Source organism: Pseudomonas sp. AG1028 (genome assembly GCF_007993955.1).
GTDB lineage: Bacteria > Pseudomonadota > Gammaproteobacteria > Pseudomonadales > Pseudomonadaceae > Aquipseudomonas > Aquipseudomonas straminea.
Genome location: NZ_VIVP01000001.1, coordinates 209,074 through 229,547, shown reverse-complemented (window position 1 = coordinate 229,547; position 20,474 = coordinate 209,074). Strand labels below are relative to the sequence as shown.

General features: G+C 63.3%; 21 protein-coding genes. 8 read left to right on the top strand and 13 right to left on the bottom strand.

All coding sequences use genetic code 11. The annotated features are described in order from the left end of the window. Window positions 1–35: 35 nt before the first annotated feature. Window positions 36–353, top strand: a complete 318-nt coding sequence (locus FB481_RS01000) for a Rieske (2Fe-2S) protein (RefSeq protein WP_093504189.1) — start codon at window positions 36–38, stop codon at window positions 351–353. 97 nt (window positions 354–450) lie between these two features. Here the strand turns inward: FB481_RS01000 and sfsA are convergent, their stop codons facing one another. Beyond that, window positions 451–1,161, bottom strand: a complete 711-nt coding sequence (gene sfsA, locus FB481_RS00995) for a DNA/RNA nuclease SfsA (protein ID WP_147174820.1) — start codon at window positions 1,159–1,161, stop codon at window positions 451–453. Continuing rightward, window positions 1,151–2,332, bottom strand: coding sequence for a pyridoxal phosphate-dependent aminotransferase (locus FB481_RS00990; protein ID WP_147174819.1), 1,182 nt, complete (start codon window positions 2,330–2,332; stop codon window positions 1,151–1,153). Before FB481_RS00990 ends, sfsA begins: the two co-directional genes overlap by 11 nt. Before the next feature lie 316 nt (window positions 2,333–2,648). Between FB481_RS00990 and dksA the strand changes: the two genes are divergently transcribed. The 3 genes from dksA (at window position 2,649) to FB481_RS00975 (ending at window position 4,627) form a co-directional block, all read left to right on the top strand. After that, the gene (dksA, locus tag FB481_RS00985) at window positions 2,649–3,092 is read left to right on the top strand and encodes an RNA polymerase-binding protein DksA (protein ID WP_013792734.1); all 444 of its coding nucleotides are present in this window, start codon (window positions 2,649–2,651) and stop codon (window positions 3,090–3,092) included. A gap of 64 nt (window positions 3,093–3,156) precedes the next feature. Next, a complete protein-coding gene (gluQRS, locus tag FB481_RS00980) occupies window positions 3,157–4,044 on the top strand; it encodes a tRNA glutamyl-Q(34) synthetase GluQRS (RefSeq protein ID WP_147174818.1) in 888 nt (295 codons plus the stop codon). Between the two features lie 52 nt (window positions 4,045–4,096). Then, on the top strand, window positions 4,097–4,627 hold the full coding sequence (locus FB481_RS00975) for a hypothetical protein (protein ID WP_147174817.1): 531 nt from the start codon (window positions 4,097–4,099) through the stop codon (window positions 4,625–4,627). 49 nt (window positions 4,628–4,676) lie between these two features. On the opposite strand, the gene FB481_RS00970 is transcribed toward FB481_RS00975, so the two are convergent. Then, a complete protein-coding gene (locus FB481_RS00970) occupies window positions 4,677–5,579 on the bottom strand; it encodes a triacylglycerol lipase (protein WP_093504194.1) in 903 nt (300 codons plus the stop codon). 144 nt (window positions 5,580–5,723) lie between these two features. On the opposite strand from FB481_RS00970, the gene FB481_RS23290 reads away from it, so the two are divergent. Both FB481_RS23290 and osmE read left to right on the top strand, forming a co-directional pair. Then, window positions 5,724–5,858: a hypothetical protein gene (locus FB481_RS23290; RefSeq protein ID WP_256662692.1), complete on the top strand. Its 135-nt coding sequence runs from the start codon at window positions 5,724–5,726 to the stop codon at window positions 5,856–5,858. Between the two features lie 106 nt (window positions 5,859–5,964). Further along, on the top strand, window positions 5,965–6,318 hold the full coding sequence (gene osmE, locus FB481_RS00965; RefSeq protein ID WP_013792739.1) for an osmotically-inducible lipoprotein OsmE: 354 nt from the start codon (window positions 5,965–5,967) through the stop codon (window positions 6,316–6,318). A gap of 115 nt (window positions 6,319–6,433) precedes the next feature. Here the strand turns inward: osmE and cysN are convergent, their stop codons facing one another. Continuing rightward, the gene (cysN, locus tag FB481_RS00960) at window positions 6,434–8,323 is read right to left on the bottom strand and encodes a sulfate adenylyltransferase subunit CysN (protein WP_147174816.1); all 1,890 of its coding nucleotides are present in this window, start codon (window positions 8,321–8,323) and stop codon (window positions 6,434–6,436) included. Window positions 8,324–8,335: 12 nt separating this feature from the next. Further along, on the bottom strand, window positions 8,336–9,253 hold the full coding sequence (cysD, locus tag FB481_RS00955; protein WP_147174815.1) for a sulfate adenylyltransferase subunit CysD: 918 nt from the start codon (window positions 9,251–9,253) through the stop codon (window positions 8,336–8,338). 372 nt (window positions 9,254–9,625) lie between these two features. Here cysD and FB481_RS00950 point away from each other — a divergent pair, with 372 nt between their 5' ends. Continuing rightward, a complete protein-coding gene (locus FB481_RS00950) occupies window positions 9,626–12,496 on the top strand; it encodes an autotransporter outer membrane beta-barrel domain-containing protein (protein ID WP_147174814.1) in 2,871 nt (956 codons plus the stop codon). 57 nt (window positions 12,497–12,553) lie between these two features. On the opposite strand, the gene FB481_RS00945 is transcribed toward FB481_RS00950, so the two are convergent. Next, a complete protein-coding gene (locus FB481_RS00945; protein ID WP_147174813.1) occupies window positions 12,554–13,312 on the bottom strand; it encodes a Nif3-like dinuclear metal center hexameric protein in 759 nt (252 codons plus the stop codon). Window positions 13,313–13,421: 109 nt separating this feature from the next. Here FB481_RS00945 and algW point away from each other — a divergent pair, with 109 nt between their 5' ends. After that, entirely contained in the window at window positions 13,422–14,567 is a 1,146-nt protein-coding gene (algW, locus tag FB481_RS00940; RefSeq protein WP_093504197.1) for a Do family serine endopeptidase AlgW, read from the top strand. Window positions 14,568–14,629: 62 nt separating this feature from the next. On the opposite strand, the gene hisC is transcribed toward algW, so the two are convergent. The 7 genes from hisC to FB481_RS00905 form a co-directional block, all read right to left on the bottom strand. Next, window positions 14,630–15,682: a histidinol-phosphate transaminase gene (gene hisC / locus FB481_RS00935; protein ID WP_093504198.1), complete on the bottom strand. Its 1,053-nt coding sequence runs from the start codon at window positions 15,680–15,682 to the stop codon at window positions 14,630–14,632. A gap of 57 nt (window positions 15,683–15,739) precedes the next feature. Then, entirely contained in the window at window positions 15,740–17,050 is a 1,311-nt protein-coding gene (hisD, locus tag FB481_RS00930) for a histidinol dehydrogenase (protein ID WP_147174812.1), read from the bottom strand. 130 nt (window positions 17,051–17,180) lie between these two features. Beyond that, the gene (hisG, locus tag FB481_RS00925) at window positions 17,181–17,816 is read right to left on the bottom strand and encodes an ATP phosphoribosyltransferase (protein WP_093504200.1); all 636 of its coding nucleotides are present in this window, start codon (window positions 17,814–17,816) and stop codon (window positions 17,181–17,183) included. Between the two features lie 4 nt (window positions 17,817–17,820). Continuing rightward, entirely contained in the window at window positions 17,821–19,086 is a 1,266-nt protein-coding gene (murA, locus tag FB481_RS00920; protein ID WP_027903674.1) for a UDP-N-acetylglucosamine 1-carboxyvinyltransferase, read from the bottom strand. 15 nt (window positions 19,087–19,101) lie between these two features. After that, the gene (locus FB481_RS00915) at window positions 19,102–19,341 is read right to left on the bottom strand and encodes a BolA family protein (RefSeq protein WP_013792748.1); all 240 of its coding nucleotides are present in this window, start codon (window positions 19,339–19,341) and stop codon (window positions 19,102–19,104) included. A gap of 194 nt (window positions 19,342–19,535) precedes the next feature. Further along, window positions 19,536–19,844, bottom strand: coding sequence for a lipid asymmetry maintenance protein MlaB (locus FB481_RS00910; RefSeq protein WP_147174811.1), 309 nt, complete (start codon window positions 19,842–19,844; stop codon window positions 19,536–19,538). Next, complete coding sequence (locus FB481_RS00905) at window positions 19,841–20,473, bottom strand: phospholipid-binding protein MlaC (protein WP_147175033.1); 633 nt, start codon at window positions 20,471–20,473, stop codon at window positions 19,841–19,843. The genes FB481_RS00910 and FB481_RS00905 overlap by 4 nt, the downstream gene beginning before the upstream one ends. Between the last annotated feature and the right edge of the window lies 1 nt (window position 20,474).

Here is a 20,474-nt window from a genome sequence, read left to right as displayed (position 1 = left end):
TGCGGGATAATCCCCGCCCTGGCCTGGAGAATTCGATGATCCGTCTATGCGCCCCCGATGAGCTGCCGGAAGCTCAGAGCCGGGGGTTTCGTGTTGAAGACATGCAGCTGTTCGCCGTGCGCAAGGGCGGCGAGGTGTTCGTGTACCGCAACCGTTGCCCGCACCGCGGCGTGCCGCTGGAATGGCAGGCCGACCAGTTTCTCGATCCCAGTGCCAGCCTGATCCAGTGCGCACGGCATGGCGCGCTGTTTCTGATCGAGTCCGGTGAGTGCGTGGCGGGGCCGTGCGAGGGGCAAGCGCTGCGGCCTATCGACAGCCGCGAAGATGGCGAGGGGATCTGGGTCGATCTGTAGCGCCAATAACCCTGGGTATCGCTTCGCTCAACCCCAGGCTACAGGAGCGACGCCGCCCCGTAGCCCGAGTCGAGCGCTGCGATACCCAGGAACGCACTCAACCCAGCAGCACATCCAGCCGTCGCATCACCTCGATCCCCTGAGGCGAAATATCCACCCCATAGGCCAGCACCTCGACGCCCGCCTGCACCGCCTCGCGCAGCGCAGCGGCGTAAGCCGGATCGATTTCCTCGGCTGGCCGCACAGCCTCGATGCCCGACAGGTTCACGCAATACAGCTGCACGGCGCGCACGCCGCTGCGCGCCAGGGCAGCCAGCTCGCGCAGGTGCTTGGCGCCGCGCTCGGTGCGCGCATCCGGGAAAGCAGCGACCCTGCTGTCGGCAAACCCCAGGGTCACGCTTTTCACTTCAACGAAGGCCACGCTGCTCGGGTACTCGAGGCAGAAGTCGACCCGGCTGCGCTCCACACCGTAGGGCACCTCGCGGCGCAGCGCGCTGAAGCCGGCCAGCTCGGGGATTCGCCCGGCACGCAGGGCCTCTTCGACCAGCGCGTTGGCCCGCGCGGTATTGATGCAGGCCAGCCGGCCATGGGGCGTTTCACCGACTTCCCAGGTGCCGGGCAGTTTGCGTTTGGGGTCGTTGGAGCGGCTGAACCATACCCGACAGCCCTCGCTCATGCAGTTGAGCATCGAGCCGGTGTTCGGGCAGTGGATGGTCAGCAATTCACCGCCAGCGGTTTCGATATCGGCGAGAAAGCGCTTGTAGCGGCGCAGCAACCGGGCCTCTTCGAGGGGCGGATCAAACTGCATGGGCTTGCCAGCTCTTCAGGCCACGGGCGATGCGCGCGACGGCTTCTTCGAGACGCGGCAGGCTCTGGGTGTAGGCGAAACGCACATGGTGGCCGGCCTGGTGGCGACCGAAGTCCAGCCCCGGCGTGAAGGCCACATGCTCGGCTTCCAGGAAATGCTGGCAAAAGGCATAGGCATCGCCGCCAAAGGCGCTCACGTCGGCGTACAGATAGAAGGCTCCCTCGGGCTCGACGGCAATGCCGAAGCCGAGCTCGCGCAATGCTGGCAGCAGAAAGTCGCGGCGCTCGGCAAAGGCGGCGCGGCGCTCCTCGAAGATGGCCATCGACTCCGGCTGGAAACAGGCCAGCGCAGCATGCTGGGCCATGCTCGGCGCGCTGATGTAGAGGTTCTGCGCCAGCTTCTCCAGGTCCGCCACCGCCGCCTCGGGCGCCACCAGCCAGCCCAGGCGCCAACCGGTCATGCCGAAGTACTTGGAGAAGCTGTTGAGCACGAAGGCTTCGTCATCCACTTCCAGCACGCTGCTGGCGTGCACGCCGTAGGTCAGGCCGTGGTAGATCTCGTCGACCACCATATGCCCACCACGGGCTTTCAGCACCTGGGACAGGGCAGCAAGCTCGGCGGCGCTCAGCAGCGTGCCCGTCGGGTTGGCCGGCGAGGCGAGCAAGGCGCCGACGCTGTCGGCATTCCAATGCTCGGCAACCGTTTCCGGCGTGAGCTGATAACGCTGCTCGGGGCCGACCGGCACCAACTGCGCCGCCCCTTCGACCAGACGCAGAAAATGCCGGTTGCAAGGGTAGCCCGGGTCGGCCAGCAGCCAGTGCTTGCCCGGGTCGACCAACAGGCTGGCCGCCAGCAGCAGCGCACCGGAGCCGCCCGGGGTGATGAGAATACGCTGGGGGTCTATGCTCAGCCGGTAGCGCTGCTGGTAGAAGCCGGCAATCGCCTCGCGCAACGCCGGCAAACCGCGCGCGGCGGTATAGCGGGTATGGCCGGCAGCCAACGCGGCCTGGCCGGCGGCGACGATGGGCGCGGCGGTGGTGAAGTCCGGCTCGCCAATCTCCAGGTGAATGACGTCGTGGCCCTCGGCCTGCAATTGGTTGGCGCGGCCCAGCAGGGCCATCACGTGGAAGGGTTCGATCGCGCGGCTGCGGGCGCTGTAAGGCTGTGCCATGGGTCTGCCTTGGTAAACGATAAAGGTGGAATTGTATCAGCGGCGCTTTGTCATACCGTGCCAACGCACCACTGAAATACGTGTTTACATTGCGATTGCAGGCACCTGGAAGCTGGTGTGCGGTGGCTCTTAGCGGCCACTTTGAACCCTAGACAGGGCCGGCTGGAAACCAGACGCACAACCGCGACATCCGGGAGTGGCGCGGCCGGAGTCGATCTGGTAAGTTCGCCGGCTTGCAGTCGCAGGGCCGTTATTGTAAACGGCAACGGACACATTCCCTGCGCAGTGGATTAGAGAGAGTGAGAGGCGGTCATCCATGCCCACCAAAGCAAAAGCAACAAACGGCCAATTGATTCGTGGCTTCGAACCCTACAAGGAAACCAAGGGCGAGGAGTACATGAGCGAGGCGATGCGCGCCCACTTCACCAGTATCCTGAACAAATGGAAGCTGGAGCTGATGCAGGAAGTCGACCGTACCGTGCATCACATGCAGGACGAAGCGGCCAATTTCCCGGATCCAGCCGACCGCGCCAGCCAGGAAGAGGAATTCAGCCTGGAACTGCGTGCCCGTGATCGCGAGCGCAAGCTGATCAAGAAGATCGACGAGACGTTGCAGCTGATCGAAGACGAAGATTACGGCTGGTGCGACTCCTGCGGTGTCGAGATCGGCATCCGTCGCCTGGAAGCGCGCCCTACCGCCACCCTGTGCATCGATTGCAAGACCCTGGCGGAAATCAAGGAAAAACAGGTCGGCTCCTGAGTCGATCCACAGACGGGGCGCTCAGGCGCCCCGTTTCGTTTCGCCCCCGCACAAACGCCCCGCCATGCATAAACCCGCCTATATCGGTCGCTTCGCGCCCACGCCCAGTGGCTACCTGCACTTCGGCTCACTGGTCGCCGCCCTTGCCTCCTATCTCGATGCCCGCTCCGTCGGCGGCCGCTGGCTGCTGCGCATGGAAGACCTCGACCCGCCCCGGGAAGTGCCTGGTGCCCAGGCCACCATCCTGCAGACCCTGGAGCGCTATGGCCTGCACTGGGATGGCGAGCTGGTGCGCCAGAGCGATCGCCATGGCGAATACGAAGCGCTGGTGCAGCGCCTGTTCGACCAGGGCCTGGCCTACGCCTGCACCTGCTCGCGCAAGCAGCTCGAAGGCAGCGGCGGCATCTATCCGGGCAGCTGCCGTAACGCCGGGCATGCCCGCCACGACGCAGCCATCCGCCTGCGCGTGCCCGAGCTGACCTACCGTTTCACCGATCGCGTGCAGGGCGAATACAGCCAGCACCTGGGCCGCGAGGTCGGCGACTTCGTGATCCGTCGCCGCGACGGCCTGTACGCCTACCAGCTCGCCGTGGTGCTGGACGATGCCTGGCAGGGCATCAACAGCGTGGTACGCGGCGCCGACCTGCTCGACTCCACGCCGCGCCAGCTCTACCTGCAGGAGCTGCTCGGCTTATCCCAGCCGCGTTATCTGCATGTGCCGCTGATCATCCAGCCCGACGGCCACAAGCTCGGCAAGTCCTACCGCTCGCCGCCCCTGCCCAGCGACCAGGCCACGCCTTTGCTGATCCGCGCATTACGTGCCCTGGGTCAGCCCGCGCCCGACGAGTTGGTCGATACCAGCGTCGAAGAGCTGCTGCAGTGGAGCGCCAGGCATTGGGACGCCAGCCTCATTCCCCGTACCCGCAACCTCGCGGAAAGCCAGTTGCGCTGAACGCCGCTAACGGTCAGCCTTGCCCACCCAACGTCATCATCAGGAAATCGCCATGCGCGCCCAGCTCGAAGAACTCATCGGCAAAATCAGCTCGGGCTGCCTGCCGCAGGATGAAATCACCCGCATTGCCGACGAGGCCGCCCAGGCCTACGCGGACCCGGCCGCTTTCCTGGCGGCCAATCCGGACATCAATTACGACGACAGCTTTCCCATTCCCCTGGGCGAGTGGATGGTGGTCGGCAACCTGCCGGAGACCGTGCTGTTCCAGGCCGACAGCTACGAAGCGCTGTTCGGCCAGATCACCGAGTCGTTCGGGCCCGAAGTTAGCTTCGTACTGGCCGCCAAGCAGTTGAAGAAGGTCGAACCGCTCAAGGCCCTGAACCGCATCCAGGTGCAGCTCGGCAGCCTGTCGAAGGAAACCCAGGGCTACACGCTGGTCGACTTCAGCGAACCGCTGGATGACGAGCTGCAGGCGGTGCTGGTTTACACCACCGACCTGCCACGAGTGCTGGAGCTGGCGGTCGAGATCGGCATTTACGCGGCGCCGGCTTACGAAGCGCTGAAGGCTGCTCGGGCGCAATAAATACTGCTGGCACCTGAGTGTCGCTTCGCTCGACCCAGGCTACGTCACTTTAAAGCCCCGCGTCGTGCAGCCGACGCAGGTGCTCGATATACAGGCCGACCGGATCGACACCCTCGCCGACCCGGCCGAAGTGCTGGTTGACGATATCCAGGTGATCGAGCGGGTAATCGTCGCGGATCACCTTGCCCAGATGCGAACTGACCCGCCCGACCATGCCGTCGCATTGACCGGCCTCGCGCACGAAGGTGCGGGCGAAACGCCGACAGAACCAGTTCGACGGATCACGTCGGTTGCCACCCTGGTCGGTGATGCCCGGCTGCAGGGTGCCGGACCAGGAGTAATAGCGCACGCCATTGACCTCCTCGGGCCCGTCTTCGCCCCAAGCCGAGGGCAAACCCTGCGGGTACTGGTGGTTGAAAATGCCCACGCCCTCGGTGGTCAGCGAGCGGTGGGCGGCGGTGGCGTTGATCGGCAGGCTCGCCCCGCGTAGCCCGCCGTCGAGCAGGGTAAATAGCCGCGCCAGCATATGGGTGCTGGTGCGCATCAGCAGGCTGCGCAGGCTTTTCGAGGCGTACTTGCGTTCTAGGTGATCGGCCAGCTCGGAACCCTGGTTGGGCCCGGCCACGGAGGTTACCGAGGCGACCCATTCCGGGCGGTGGGCGGCGGCGTACCGGCACACCAGTGCGCCCTGGCTATGGCCGATCAGGTGCACCTTCTGCGCGCCGCTGCGCCGCCGCGCCTCGGCAATCTGCAGCAGCAGCTGTTCACCACGCAGTTCGGTGGCATGCACCGGCGACAGACGCGCCGGGTATACCTCAACACCCTGATTGCGCAGCGCAGTGGTGATGCCATACCAGTAGTCCATCCCGCACAGTTTTACGAAGCCCAGCATGCCGGGCACCAGCACCAGTGGATACCGGGGAACTGCGCGATGACCCTTTTCAGCTTCCATTGGAGCGTTACCTCGTGAGCGACTGGTCACGTGCAACGCGCATCATGACAGTCGATGGCCACTATCGAGCCGTTCGACTTCATCCAAGACTGCCTCGCCCCTAGCATGGTTCCGTGAAACACCGAATGCGAAACGAGGTACACCATGAAAGCCCTGACAATTACCCTGCTGCTGAGCCTGCTCAGCACCCAAGTGATGGCCCTCCCAAGCCGCAACCCGTCGCCGATCCTTGGTGAAGCCGTAGACAGCACCCAGCTGCAGATGCCGACCGAGCAGTGAGGCGCCCACCGCAAGGCCTGTGCGAAAGGCACCTGATTTAAGCCGAACTTAATTCCCTGGCCCAGGCTCAGAAAAATGGTCTGGTTCATCACAAGGGAAATTAACCATGTTCAAGCAAAGCCTGGGTGCCGCCTGCGTACTGGCCGTTCTGACCGGTTGTGCCGGCAAGCCGGAAAATCCGGTCGACCACTTCACCTTCCGCAACGAACCGCTGGTCAAGCAGGTCGAGAAGGATATGAGCAAGTCCACCGTTCTCGAACTGGGCGGCCCACCTTCCACGGAAATCAACCGCACCGTCGCGCCGGGCACCTGCAACAACTACATCCTCAACAAGGATGGCAAGCAGCAGCCCTACTACGTCGCGTTCAACTCGGCTGACCGCGTGGAAAGCAAGGGCTTCCTGACCTGCGAACAGATGGAGATCAACGAGCGCGAGCGCGCCCGTGGTCACGGCATCTGATTGCTGACGCTGAAATTAAAAATGCCCGCCTCGTGAGAGAGCGGGCATTTTTTATGTCCAGCAAAACCTGCCTCTAACGCAGCTGCGCCGAAGCGCAGCTGACCATAAGCAGGTTTTAGATGGCGCCGCGGGCACGCAGTACGGCTAGCACCTGCTTGACGCCGTCCTCCACCGACACGCTTTGGGTGTCGATGACCAGGTCGGCATTGAGCGGTACATCGTACGGGAAGGACTCGCCCGGGATGTTGTCGCCACCGGCCGCGTACAGCCCCTGCGGATCGCGCTCGGCGCACACCTGCGGCGAAGCCTGTACGTAGACGGTGACCAGTCGCTCGGCGCCGATCAGCGCCCTGGCCTGCTCGCGGCCTTCGGCATCCGGCGCCACGAACGCAGCGAGAGCAATCAGCCCTGCTTCGTTGAACTGACGCGCCACATGGGCGGCACGACGCCAGTTCTCGGCACGGCCGGCACGATCCTGCGGCAGCCCTTTGTTCAGGTCATGGCGCAGGTTCTGGCCGTCGAGCACGTACACCGCACGCCCCATGTCGAACAGCTTGCGCTCCAGGGCATAGGCCAGGGTGCTCTTGCCAGCGCCGGACAGACCACTGAACAGCACGGTGGCCGGCTGCTGGCCGAGGCGCGCAGCACGTTCCTCGGTAGACACGTGGCCGCTGTCGGCATGGTGCGCACCACTGCTGGCATCGGCGATGATCATGCCGGCGCCTACGGTGCCGTTGGTCAGGCGATCAATGACGATGAACGCACCGGTGGTGCGGTTGTGCTCGTAGCCGTCGAGCGCAATCGGGGCATCCAGGGCGATTTTGACCTTGCCGATCTCGTTGAGCTGGAGGCTGCTCGCCGCCCCCTGCTCCAGAGTGTTCACGTCGACCCGGTGGGTGATGCTGGCGATCGAGCCCGGCACATAACTGGTAGCACGCTTGATGTCGTATTTCTTGCCCGGCAGCATCGGCTCTTCGGCCATCCACACCAGCATGGCGTCAAAGCTGTCGGTCACCTGCGGACGGTTGTCGGCATGCACCAGCATGTCGCCGCGCGACACGTCGATCTCGTCTTCCAGGGTCAGGGTAATCGCCTGGCCCGGGCCGGCCTGCTCCAGCTCACCTTCGAAGGTGACAATGGACTTCACCCGGCTGCCCTTGCCCGACGGCAGCGCGATGACTTCATCGCCCTTGCGCACGATGCCGCTGGCCAGGGTGCCGGCGAAACCGCGGAAATTGAGGTTCGGGCGGTTGACGTACTGCACCGGGAAGCGCAGGTCGTCGAAGTTGCGATCGCCCGCCACTTCCACGCTCTCAAGAATTTCCATCAGCGACTGGCCGGTGTACCAGGGCGAGCGCTCGGACTTGTTGACCACGTTGTCGCCCTTGAGCGCCGACATGGGTACAAACTCCAGGGTGGTCGGGCGCAGGTCGATCTTCTCGGCAAAGGCCAGGTAATCGGCCTTGATCTGCTCGAACACGCCCTGGTCGAAGTCCTTGAGGTCCATCTTGTTGACGGCGACGACGATGTGCTTGATGCCCAGCAAAGACGCGATAAAGCTGTGCCGTTTGGTCTGGGTCTGCACGCCGTAACGGGCGTCGATCAGGATGATGGCCAGGTCGCAGGTCGAAGCGCCGGTGGCCATGTTGCGCGTGTACTGCTCATGGCCGGGGGTGTCGGCGATGATGAACTTGCGCTTGGCGGTTGAGAAATAGCGGTAGGCGACATCGATGGTGATGCCCTGCTCGCGCTCGGCCTGCAGGCCGTCGACCAGCAGCGCCAGGTCGACCTCCTCACCAGTGGTGCCGCTCTTCTTCGAATCGCGGGTGATGGCTTCCAGGTGATCTTCGTAGATCATCTTGGAGTCGTGCAGCAGGCGCCCGATCAGGGTGCTCTTGCCGTCATCGACGTTACCGCAGGTGAGGAAGCGCAGCAGTTCCTTGCGCTCGTGCTGAGCCAGGTAGGCGTGAATGTCCTGGCTGATCAAATCGGATTGGTGACTCATGGTGCGTGATCCTCAGAAATAGCCCTGACGTTTCTTTTCTTCCATCGAGCCGGCGGCGTCGTGATCGATCACGCGGCCCTGGCGCTCGGAAGTCCGGGTCAGGAGCATTTCCTGGATGATGTCGGTCAGGCTTTCGGCCTCGGACTCCACCGCGCCGGTCAGCGGGTAGCAGCCCAGGGTGCGGAAACGCACCTTCTTCTTCTGGATGCGTGCCTTCTCCTCGTCGCTCAGGTGCTCGAGGATACGCTCGTCATCGATCATGATCAGCGTGCCGTTCTTCTCGATCACTTCACGCTCGGCGGCGAAGTACAGCGGCACGATCGGGATCTGTTCCAGATAGATGTACTGCCAGATATCCAGCTCGGTCCAGTTGGAGAGCGGGAACACGCGGATCGACTCGCCCTTCTTGACGTTGCCGTTGTACACGTTCCACAGCTCGGGGCGCTGGTTCTTCGGGTCCCAGCGGTGCTTGCTGTCGCGGAACGAGTAGACACGCTCCTTGGCACGGGACTTCTCTTCGTCGCGGCGTGCCCCACCGAAGGCGGCGTCGAAGCCGTACTTGTCCAGCGCCTGCTTGAGGCCCTCGGTCTTCATCACATCGGTGTGCTTGGCACTGCCGTAGGTGAAGGGGTTCATGTCCTGCGCCACACCGTCGGGATTGATGTGGGTGATCAGGTCCAGACCCATCTCGCTGACCATCTTGTCGCGGAAGCTATACATTTCCTGGAATTTCCAGCGCGTATCGACGTGCATCACCGGAAACGGCAGTTTGCCGGGAAAGAACGCCTTACGCGCCAGATGCAGCATCACGGCGGAATCCTTGCCGATGGAATAGAGCATCACCGGGTTATCGAATTCGGCGGCCACTTCACGAATGATGTGGATACTTTCCGCCTCGAGCTGTTTCAAGTGCGTCAGTTTGTCGAGCATGGCTACTCACGAGGTCACGGTATTTATTCAGGCCAGACGGGCCTTGGACGAGCGCGCACTCTAGCACAGCGCCTACTTCTAATCAGGGAGGGGCTTAGATCGAAACGCTCTAGCTTTATTCCAGCGAAACAAGCAGACATCGGCGCCCAGGGATAGGCCCCTCAAGGCTGCACGCCAGAACGCTGACCGAGCCTTGCCAAAGCACGGCAGCGCCGCGACTTTGTGAAACGCGCGGCAGCTTCACCGGCTAAGCCTTGACTCGGGCGCCTCCACTGAGCACCCTTGCGCCGCGTCGCCCGCCTGCCTGCCTGCGGCGACACGCGCCCAGCTCGCGGCGCATCGGAACCCGCTACTGCGCTCAAGGAGAGCCCCATGCAACACAGCCCCCTGTCCCTTTCCCTTCTTACCCTCGCCATCGCAGCCGCCAGCCTCTCGGCCCGGGCAGAAACCTACCAGATCGAAAACGGCCCCAAGACCTGGGAGAACGTCATCATCGCGGATGGCCTGAGCATCGGCGGCGAGCTGACCACGCCAGCCAACGCGCTGATCCTGAAGCCGGGAACCCATGTGCAGGGTGACCTGATCATCGATGCCACGATCAATACCACTGGATCCGAAAGCTCACAGGATCGTTACGGTCGTCCGTTGACGCTGGGGGAAGGACTGAGCGCCTTCTCCGATGCAGTGCGCATTGATGGCGGCCTCATCAATAACGGTAATTTGATCGCCAACGGTATCAGCGCCGTCGGTATTCAGGGGCGTAATCTCTCCATTGATGGCACGCTCAGCAACACTGGCCTGGTCAGTGTCCGTGACACCTACGTACTGGACGCCCAGAACCACCTGTTGGGCGACGCGATGCCTGCCGGCATAAGCCTGAGCGAAACCCGCCTGGGTAGCTTGAGCAACAGTGGCCGCATCGAGGTTATCGGTGCGGATATCGGCAGAGGTATCGAGCTGATACGCACCCCATTGGCCGGCGCTCTCGAAAACACCCGCAGCGGCAGCGTCGAAGTGACCGGCGATGAAGTGCATGCGATCGCCGTCAACTTCAAAAGTGATCTGGCTGAACTGATCAATGCAGGAACAGTGCGTGCCACGGGAATCAAGTCGCGTGGTGACTCTCGTAACCTGAGTGAAGCCAACGGCATCACGGTCGGCGACAGCATCGTTCGCGGTCGCCTGCTCAACAGTGGCAGCATCACAGTCAGCGGCTACGAAGCCACCGGTATTGCGTTTATCGCCTATGGTAGTAACGGCGATGAGGCGCGTATCAATGGGGATCTTGTCAACAGCGGCAGCATTGATGTGAGCGCCGCGGCCGAGCCTGGAGCCACCGCCCGTGCTATCAAGATTGCCAATGCGACCGTCGGCGGAGCACTGAACAACAGCGGCACGATCATCGCGCGCGGCACTGACTCGGCAGCGATCCATGTCGATGGCGGACATATTGCTGGGGATATCTTCAACAGTGGAACGATACAGGGCGGCCGTTACGGTATTTACCTCAGGAACCTGCAGCCTGGCGAGAATCTTCCGGCTCACGCCCCTTACACCCTGATTCATCAGAATGCCGGGACGCTCGAAGGTGGCGAGTATGCCCTGTACGCCGACCCTGCAAGCACCGAAGCACGCCTGATATGGGCCGGTGGCACCGTGAAGGGCAATATTCACGGCAGCACCTATATCGACGTGATTGGTGATGTGGTGTTCGATGGCACGCGCATCAGCGGCTTCGGCTACGGCGGCTCCGACGCAGGTGGCATCGACCTGTTCAATGCCGACGACAGCCCACTGGGCCGCGCGGCGAGCCTGACGCTGGTACAGCCCCACGTGACCATCGATGGCCACCTGGAAATGAACCGTGGCACCGTGCTGCAACTCAACCTGAGCCAGGCCACGGATCCCCAGACGGCCATCGTGAAAGTGCGTAGCGATGCCTATTTTGCGCCAGGTAGCAGCATCGCCCTGCGCCCGACATCCGAAGACTTCCGCGCCACGGGCCGGGAATACAAGGTGATCGAGGCGGGCGTCGTCGAGTACGAGGGCACCGATCAGTTGGTGGTCAGCAGCTCGGCCTTGCTGAATATCGATTCGGTGGCGATCAGTGACACCCAAGTGCGCGCGACCGTCAGCACCAAGTCCGACGAACAGGCAGGCACGCTGATCGAGGCGGCAGGCGCCAGCGCCAATGCCCGCCGAGCGTTCCAGCCATTCTACGCAAGTGTCATGGGCCAGCTGGACAACGACGATGCGGTGTTCCAGGCGTTCGCCAATGCCGATCAGGCACAGCTCGCAGCCCTCGGCGAACAACTGGTGCCGCCTGTCGACGGCGCCATGCAGGCCGCCGCCAATGCCGTGCAGAATCTGGTCAGCGGGGCTGTGAGCTCGCGTACTTCGTCGCTGCGTGGTGCCTCGTCCGGTTCGGCATTCAGCGAGACCGGCTTCTGGGTTCAGGGCCACGACAGCGACCTGCGCCAGGGCCGTCGTAGCGGCATCGCCGGTTACGACGCCGACAGCCGCGGCCTGAGCCTCGGCCTCGACGGCAAGCTCGACGAGCAGTGGACGCTAGGTGTGGCTTACAGCAACCTAGATACCAACGTCAGCGGTCGCACCGGCAACAAGAGCGAGATCGACAGCCAGGTACTGACCCTGTACTCGGGCTTCGAGCAAGGGCCGATCTTCGTCGATAGCAGCCTGAGCTACGGCTTCAACGACAACACCAGCAAGCGCGACATCGCCGGCACACGTGCCAAGGGCGAGTTCGACAGCCGCTCCCTGGCGCTGAATCTGGAGGCGGGCTACGGCCTGCATGCCGGCGGCGTTACTCTCGAGCCCCGTGTGGCCACGCGCTACAGCCGTCTGGACATCGACAGCTACCGTGAGAAGGGCTCTTCGGCAGCACTGGCAGTGAGCAGCCAACGTTATGAGGCAATCGAACTCGGTGCTGGTGCACGCCTGGCCAGTGCCATCGCGCTGGGTCAGGGTACGCTGGAACCGGAACTGAAGCTGATGGCCTACCACGACTTCGCAGCCGATCAAGCCAGCAGCACATCGAGCTTCGTGCTGGGTGGCTCCTCGTTCGTGACTCATGGTGCCAAGCCGGCGCGCGATAGCTACGAGGCGAGCCTCGGCGTCAACTACCGCCTGGGCGCCCTGAGCCTCGGCGCGGGCTACGAGCATGTGGGCCGCTCGGGCTTCGATGCCGACACCCTGCGTGCCAAGGTGCGTTACGACTTCTGATCGTGACCATGTGGCGCTCAGGACAAACCTGGGCGCCACCTCTCCCCCACTCCCTTCTCAAATCGGATTCGGGCAATCGATGAACAGGTGCTCGATGGCGAAGCGTCGGCTCAGGTATTCACCCAGCGCCTGCACACCATAACGCTCGGTGGCATGGTGGCCGGCGGCGATGAAGCTGACGCCGTTTTCGCGGGCGCTGTGGTAGGTCTGCTCAGAGGCCTCCCCCGTCAGGTACAGGTCGACGCCGGCGGCGATGGCCTGGTCGATATAGCCCTGGCCGCCGCCGGTACACCAGCCGATACGGCTGACCATTCGGTCTTCCTCTACCAGCAGTGGTTCGCGGCCCAGCACTTCGTGCACACGGCGAGCGAAGTCGCGGGCGCTCATTGGCTGCGTCAGCGAGCCGACCAGGCCAACGGTGCGAGGATTGTCGGGCTCCAGCGGCCCCTCTACGGTGATATCGAGCTGCCGCGCCAGCTGCACGTTGTTACCGACGTCCGGGTGCACGTCCAGCGGCAGGTGATAAGCCAGCAGGCTGATGTCGTTGGCCAGCAGGGTTTTCAGACGGCGTTGCTTCATGCCGGTGAGGCAGGGATTCTCACCCTTCCAGAAGTACCCGTGGTGCACCAGCAGCACATCGGCGCGCGCTTCGACGGCGGCCTCGATCATCGCCAGGCTGGCGGTCACGCCGCTGACGATGCGCTGCACCTGCGGCCGCCCCTCGACCTGCAGGCCATTGGGGCAATAATCGCTGATGCGCGAGGCGCCAAGGCAGCGTTCGGCTTCCTCTACCAGAGTGGTCAGGGCAATGGCCATACAGAATTCCTCACGAACGGTTGTGAACCGCTGCTTTCTTGGCACGGTTCTCTATAATGGCGCACCTTAAGGGCCCGCTAGGGGCCTCGCAACCCTCAGGACTGGATCGATGCTCAAGGCCCTGCGTTTCTTCGGCTGGCCACTACTGGTTGGCGTTCTGGTGTCGCTGCTGATCATGCAGCAGTACCCGCAGCTGGTCGGTTTGCCCATGCATGACGTGCAGCTGCGTCAGGCGCCGATCTACACGCGCTTCGAGGAGGGCCCTGCCTCCTACGCCACCGCCGTCAGTGTCGCCTCGCCCGCGGTGGCCAACCTGTACACCACCAAGTACGTGGGCAAATCCAACCACCCGCTGCTCGATGACCCGCAGTTCCGCAAGTTCTATGGCGAGAATCTGCCCGGCCAGCGCCGCATGGAATCCAGCCTCGGCTCGGCGGTGATCATGAGCCCGGAAGGCTACCTGCTGACCAATAACCACGTGACCGCCAACGCCGACCAGATCGTGGTGGCCCTCAAGGATGGCCGCGAGACTCTGGCTCGGGTGATCGGCAGTGACCCGGAGACCGATCTGGCGGTACTGAAGATCGATCTCAAGGATCTACCGGCCATCACCCTCGGCCGCTCCGACAACATCCGCATCGGCGACGTCACCCTGGCCATCGGCAACCCCTTCGGCGTCGGCCAGACCGTGACCATGGGCATCATCAGCGCCACCGGCCGCAACCAGCTGGGCCTCAACACCTACGAAGACTTCATCCAGACCGACGCGGCGATCAACCCGGGCAACTCCGGCGGCGCCCTGGTCGACGCCTACGGCAACTTGGTGGGCATCAACACGGCGATCTTCTCCAAGTCCGGCGGTTCTCAGGGCATCGGCTTCGCCATCCCGGTCAAGTTGGCGATGGATGTCATGCAGGCAATCATCGAGCACGGCAAGGTGATTCGCGGCTGGCTGGGCCTGGAAGTGCAGCCGCTGACCCCGGAACTGGCCGAGTCTTTCGGGCTTGAAGGCCGCAAGGGCATCATCGTTGCCGGCATCTACCGCAACGGCCCGGCGCAGAAGGCTGGCCTGCAGCCAAACGACCTGATCCTCAAGATTGACGGCGAACCAGCCGGCGACGCCCGCCGTTCGATGAACCAGGTGGCACGCGCCAAGCCCGGCGAGACCATCCGCATCGAAGTGATGCGCAACGGCAAACCGCTGGAGCTAAAGGCCGAGGTCGGCATCCGCCCACCGGTGGCCACCAGCAACTAACAACTGCCGCCGATATAAAAAAGCCAGGGCTCAGGCCCTGGCTTTTTCATTGCAGCTATCGCTCAGAGCGCCGCGAGTGCGTCCAACAGCGCCTGGTTCTGCTCCGGCGAGCCGATGCTAATGCGCAGGAACTGGGCGATTCGCTCCTGCTTGAAGTGGCGCACGATCACGCCCTGTTCACGCAGCGAGGCGGCGATACCGGCCGCGTCACGCTGTGGATGGCGGGCGAAGATGAAGTTGGCAGCCGAAGGCAGCACCTCGAAGCCCAGAGCCTGCAAACCGGCAACGACCTGCTCGCGACTTTCGATCACCGCAGCGCAGGTCTGCTCGAAATAGGCACGATCCTCGAACGCGGCCGCGGCGCCAGCAATGGCGATGCGATCCAGTGGGTAGGAGTTGAAGCTGTTCTTGATCCGCTCCAAGGCCTCGATCAAATCCTCTTGACCCACCGCTAGGCCGACACGCAGACCGGCCAGCGAGCGCGACTTGGACAATGTCTGGGTGACCAGCAGGTTGGGGTACTTGCTCACCAGGCTGATTGCCGACTCACCGCCGAAGTCGATATAGGCCTCGTCCACCAGCACCACGCTGTCAGGGTTGGCTTGCAGCAGACGCTCCACCGCCTCAAGCGCCAGCAGGCAACCGGTCGGCGCATTGGGATTGGGGAAAATGATGCCGCCGTTGGGCCGCGCATAGTCCTCGACGCGAATCTGGAATTGCTCGTCCAGAGCGATCGGCTCGGCCTGGATGCCGTACAGCCCGCAATAGACCGGATAAAAGCTGTAGCTGATATCCGGGAACAGCAGCGGCTTGCCGTGCTGGAACAGGCCGTGGAAGGCATGGGCCAGGACTTCGTCCGACCCGTTACCGACGAATACCTGGCTGGTCGGCACACCGTAATAAGTAGCGACCGCCTGCTTGAGGCGATCGCCATTGGGGTCGGGATACAGGCGCAGGTCGTCGTTGAGCTCCGCCTGCATGGCGGCGATGGCCTTTGGCGACGGGCCGTAAGGGTTCTCGTTGGTGTTGAGCTTGACCAGCTTGGTCAGCTTCGGCTGTTCACCTGGCACATAGGGCACCAGGCTCTTGACGAAGGGGCTCCAGAATTTGCTCATCTGCCCTTCTCTCCTCGAATTCGATGGTGATCGTGGCGCGGATACCCGCGCCGGCTGTCAATTCTTGATGCGATATTCGGCGCTGCGCGCGTGGGCGGTCAGCGACTCGCCGCGGGCCAGCACCGAGGCGATCTTGCCAAGCTCGGAGGCACCGGCGGCCGAGCAATGGATGATCGACGAGCGCTTTTGGAAGTCGTATACGCCCAGTGGAGAGGAGAAGCGCGCGGTGCCCGAGGTCGGCAATACGTGGTTGGGGCCAGCGCAGTAATCGCCCAGCGCCTCGGCGGTGTAGCGGCCCATGAAGATCGCGCCGGCATGGCGAATCTGCGGCAGGTACTGCTCCGGGTTCTCCACCGACAGCTCCAGGTGCTCGGGGGCGATGCGGTTGGCCACTTCGATGGCCTGGGTCATGTCCTCGACCAGAATCAGCGCACCGCGACCTTCGATGGAGGTGCGGGCAATGGTCTCGCGCTCCAGGCTCGGCAGCAGCTTGGCGATGCTTGCGGCGACCTTGTCGAGGAAGGCGGCGTCCGGGCTGACCAGAATCGCCTGGGCATCCTCGTCGTGCTCGGCCTGGGAGAACAGATCCATGGCGATCCAGTCCGGGTCGGTCTGGCCGTCACACACCACGAGGATCTCCGACGGCCCGGCGATCATGTCGATACCGACCTTGCCAAACACATGGCGCTTGGCGGTGGCCACGTAGATATTTCCCGGCCCGACGATCTTGTCCACCGGCGGCACGCTCTCGGTTCCGTAGGCCAGCGCGGCGACAGCCTGGGCACCACCGATGGTGAACACCCGGTCGACGCCGGCAATGGCGGCGGCGGCCAATACGATCTCGTTGATCTCGCCACGCGGCGTCGGAACCACCATGACCACCTCAGGCACGCCGGCGACCTTGGCGGGAATGGCGTTCATCAATACCGAGGATGGGTACGAAGCCTTGCCGCCAGGCACGTACAGGCCGGCACGATCGAGCGGCGTGACCTTCTGCCCCAGCACCGTGCCATCGGCCTCGGTGTAGGCCCAGGAATCCTGCTTCTGCTTTTCGTGGTAGCTGCGCACCCGGGCGGCGGCAGTTTCCAGCGCCTGGCGCTGCTCGGCGGTGATGCGGGTGAGCGCCAGTTCCAGACGCTCGCGCGGCAGGATCAGGTCGGCCATCGAGGCCACGTCGAGCGCATCGAAACGCTGAGTGAACTCGACCACGGCGGCGTCACCGCGCTCGCGCACGGCCTTGATGATATCCAGCACGCGCCCATTGACGCCGTCGTCGGAGACGCTTTCCCAGCTCAGCAGATGATCCAGATGCTGGGCGAAATCCGCGTCGGCAGCGTTGAGTCGGCGAATGGCAACTGGAGCGGTCATAGCTGAAGCCTCATCTGGATGGCGGTATTCTCAGGCGCCGCTAGAGTAGCAAGCCCACCGTGCGGGCACCTGAGAATTTGGCTATGACACGGATAGGCAGTGCGTGGCGGCTAGGCCACGCGAGAGAAGGTCAATGCGGATGATGGCTCTCGACCGCTTCACGCAGCGTGTCGATAAGGGCCTGCAGGCGGCCGTGCTGCATTTTCATGGAGGCCTTGTTGACGATCAGTCGCGAGCTGATGTGAGCGATCAGCTCCTGGGCTTCCAGGCCGTTGGCCTTGAGGGTGTTGCCGGTGTCGACCACGTCGATGATCTTGTCGGCCAGGCCTACCAGCGGCGCCAGCTCCATGGAGCCGTACAGCTTGATGATGTCGACCTGACGGCCCTGCTCGGCATAGTAGCGCTTGGCGACGTTGACGAACTTGGTGGCCACACGCAGGCGGCCCTTTGGCTCGGGCGCGCCTACGGCACCGGCGGTCATCAGCTTGCAGCGGGCGATACGCAGGTCCAGCGGCTCGTAGAGCCCCTGGCCGCCGTACTCGAGCAGCACGTCCTTGCCGGCCACGCCGAGGTCGGCGGCGCCGTGCTCGACGTAGGTCGGCACATCGGTGGCACGCACGATCAGCAGGCGCACATCGTCCTGGGTGGTGGAGATGATCAGCTTGCGGCTCTTGTCCGGATTCTCGGTCGGCACGATGCCTGCAGCCGCGAGCAGCGGCAGGGTGTCATCGAGAATACGGCCTTTGGACAGGGCAATGGTCAGCATGTGGTCAGCCCGGCACGCGGCGAATCTTCGCCCCCAGCAATTGCAGTTTTTCCTCGATGCATTCGTAACCACGGTCGATGTGGTAGATGCGATCGATTACGGTGTCGCCCTGGGCGACCAGCGCGGCGATGACCAGGCTTGCCGAAGCACGCAGGTCGGTGGCCATCACCGGAGCACCCTTGAGCTGCGGCGCGCCGGTGACGATGGCCGTGTTGCCCTCGACCTGGATATGCGCGCCCATGCGGCTCATTTCGTATACATGCATGAAGCGGTTTTCGAAGATGGTTTCGATGACCGTGCCAGTACCTTCGGCAATGGCGTTGAGGGCGATGAACTGCGCCTGCATGTCGGTCGGGAAAGCCGGGTACGGTGCGGTACGCAGGCTCACGGCCTTCGGACGCTTGCCCTTCATGTCCAGCTCGATCCAGTCGGCGCCGGTAGTGATCTCGGCACCTGCTTCCTGCAGCTTGGCCAAGACGGCTTCCAGCGTGCTCGGATCGGCGTCCTTGACCTTGACGCGGCCACCGGTGGCGGCAGCGGCAACCAGGTAGGTGCCGGTTTCGATACGGTCGGGCATCACGTTGAAACGTGCGCCATGCAGGCGCTCGACACCATCGATGGTGATGGTGTCGGTACCGGCGCCCTGAATCTTGGCGCCCATGGCGATCAGGCAGTTGGCCAGATCCACCACTTCCGGTTCACGCGCGGCGTTTTCCAGAACGGTGCGGCCCTTGGCCAGGGTGGCGGCCATCAGGATGTTCTCGGTGCCGGTCACGCTGACCATGTCGAAGAAGAAGTGCGCACCGCGCAGGCCGCCTTCGGGCGCCTTGGCCTTGATATAGCCGCCTTCGACGTCGATGATCGCGCCCATGGCTTCGAGGCCACGGATGTGCAGGTCGACCGGACGCGAACCAATGGCGCAACCACCCGGCAGCGCCACCTCGGCCTCACCGAAACGCGCGACCATGGGGCCGAGCACCAGGATCGAGGCGCGCATGGTTTTCACCAGCTCGTAAGGCGCGACCAGGGTCTTCATGGTGCGCGCGTCGACTTCGACGCTGAGTTTCTCATCGATGATCGGCTCGATGCCCATGCGGCCGAACAGCTCGATCATCGTGGTGATGTCGTGCAGGTGCGGCAGGTTGCAGATGGTCACCGGCGCGTCACCCAGCAGGGTGGCAGCGAGGATCGGCAGTGCGGAGTTCTTCGCACCGGAAATGCGGATTTCGCCGTCGAGACGGACGCCGCCGGTAATGCTCAATTTATCCATAGCTAATTCGTCGTCTCAGGAACGCGCGGCCCAGTCGGCACGGCTGAAGAATTTCATGCTCACGGCGTGGATGCTGCCATCGGCGATCCACGGGTTGAGGTGAGCGTAGATCTGTTGCTGACGCTTGACCGGGCTGAGGCCGGCCAACTCGTCGCTGATCAGGTTGAGCTGGAAATTGCAGCCTTCGCCCTCGACCTCTACCTGGACATCCGGCAGTTTGGTCTCCAAGAAACTTTTTACCTCAAGGGCCTGCATGCTCAACCTCGATCAACGTGTTCAATAGGCATGGACGTCGCCAGGCGACATCTGTGTAAAGCGTGAGCCGGTACCCAGGCAGCCGGTGATCATTGGCCTGGAGGCATGGGGCCGGCATCATACCAAAAAATTGCCAGCGGCGATTTACCGCTGCAGTTCGACTTCACAGGCTAAGACAAGTGCCCGATGGCTGCTCAGGCGGGAACCGGCAGTACGTGCTGCAACTCGCAGACCTTGGCGATGCCACTCATGTCCTGAGGCAGCTCGCGTACGCTCAGCTGCTTGCCGGCCGCGCGCGCATCACGCATGTAGCAGAGCAGCAGTGAAAGGCCGACGCTACTGGATTTCTCCACCGCCGAGCAATCGATCACGCACTCGGGGCCCTGCAGGTTGCGAATCAGCCGCCCGCCCTGCTCGCGCAAGGCCGGGCCGCTCTGATAATCGAGTACGCCACTGAGGGCGAGCACGCCCGGCGCCTGCTCGATGATGGCTGCCGAACTCACTGCGTACCCCGAGCCTGGCGGGCCTTGGCAACGGTGTCGGCCCAGCTGTCGATGACCTTGTCGAGGTCATTGCGGTTGTTCTGCATCGACTGGGCGAACTGGTCGCGGAACAGCTTGCCGACGTTGATGCCGTTGATCACCACATTACGCAGCTTCCAGGTGCCGTCCACCGCGACCATGGTGTACGACAGCGGGTATACGGTGCCCTTGCCGTCACGGATTTCCATGTTCACCGAGGTGCGTTGCGGGTCCTGCTTGCCGGAAGCGGGAATCACGCGAATGTCCTGATTGTTATATTCCAGCAGCGCGTTGCCATAGAACTGCATCAGGCTGCGCTTGAAGTTTTCCTGGAAACGGGTCATCTGCTCGGGCGTGGCTTCACGGGAATAACGCACGGTCATCACACTGCGCGCAACACCGTCGACATCCACCACAGGGCCGAGAATCTCGTTGAGCGACTTGTAGAAAGCGTCCGGGTTCTTGCGGTATTCGTCCTTGTTGGCTTTCAGATCTGCCAGCAGGGTGTCAGTGGTTTTCTGTACCACTTCGTGGGCGGCAGGCGCGGCCATGGCCAGCAAAGGCAGAGCAGCCAGCATTGCGACGAGGCTGTTGCGCAGGGTCTTGATCATC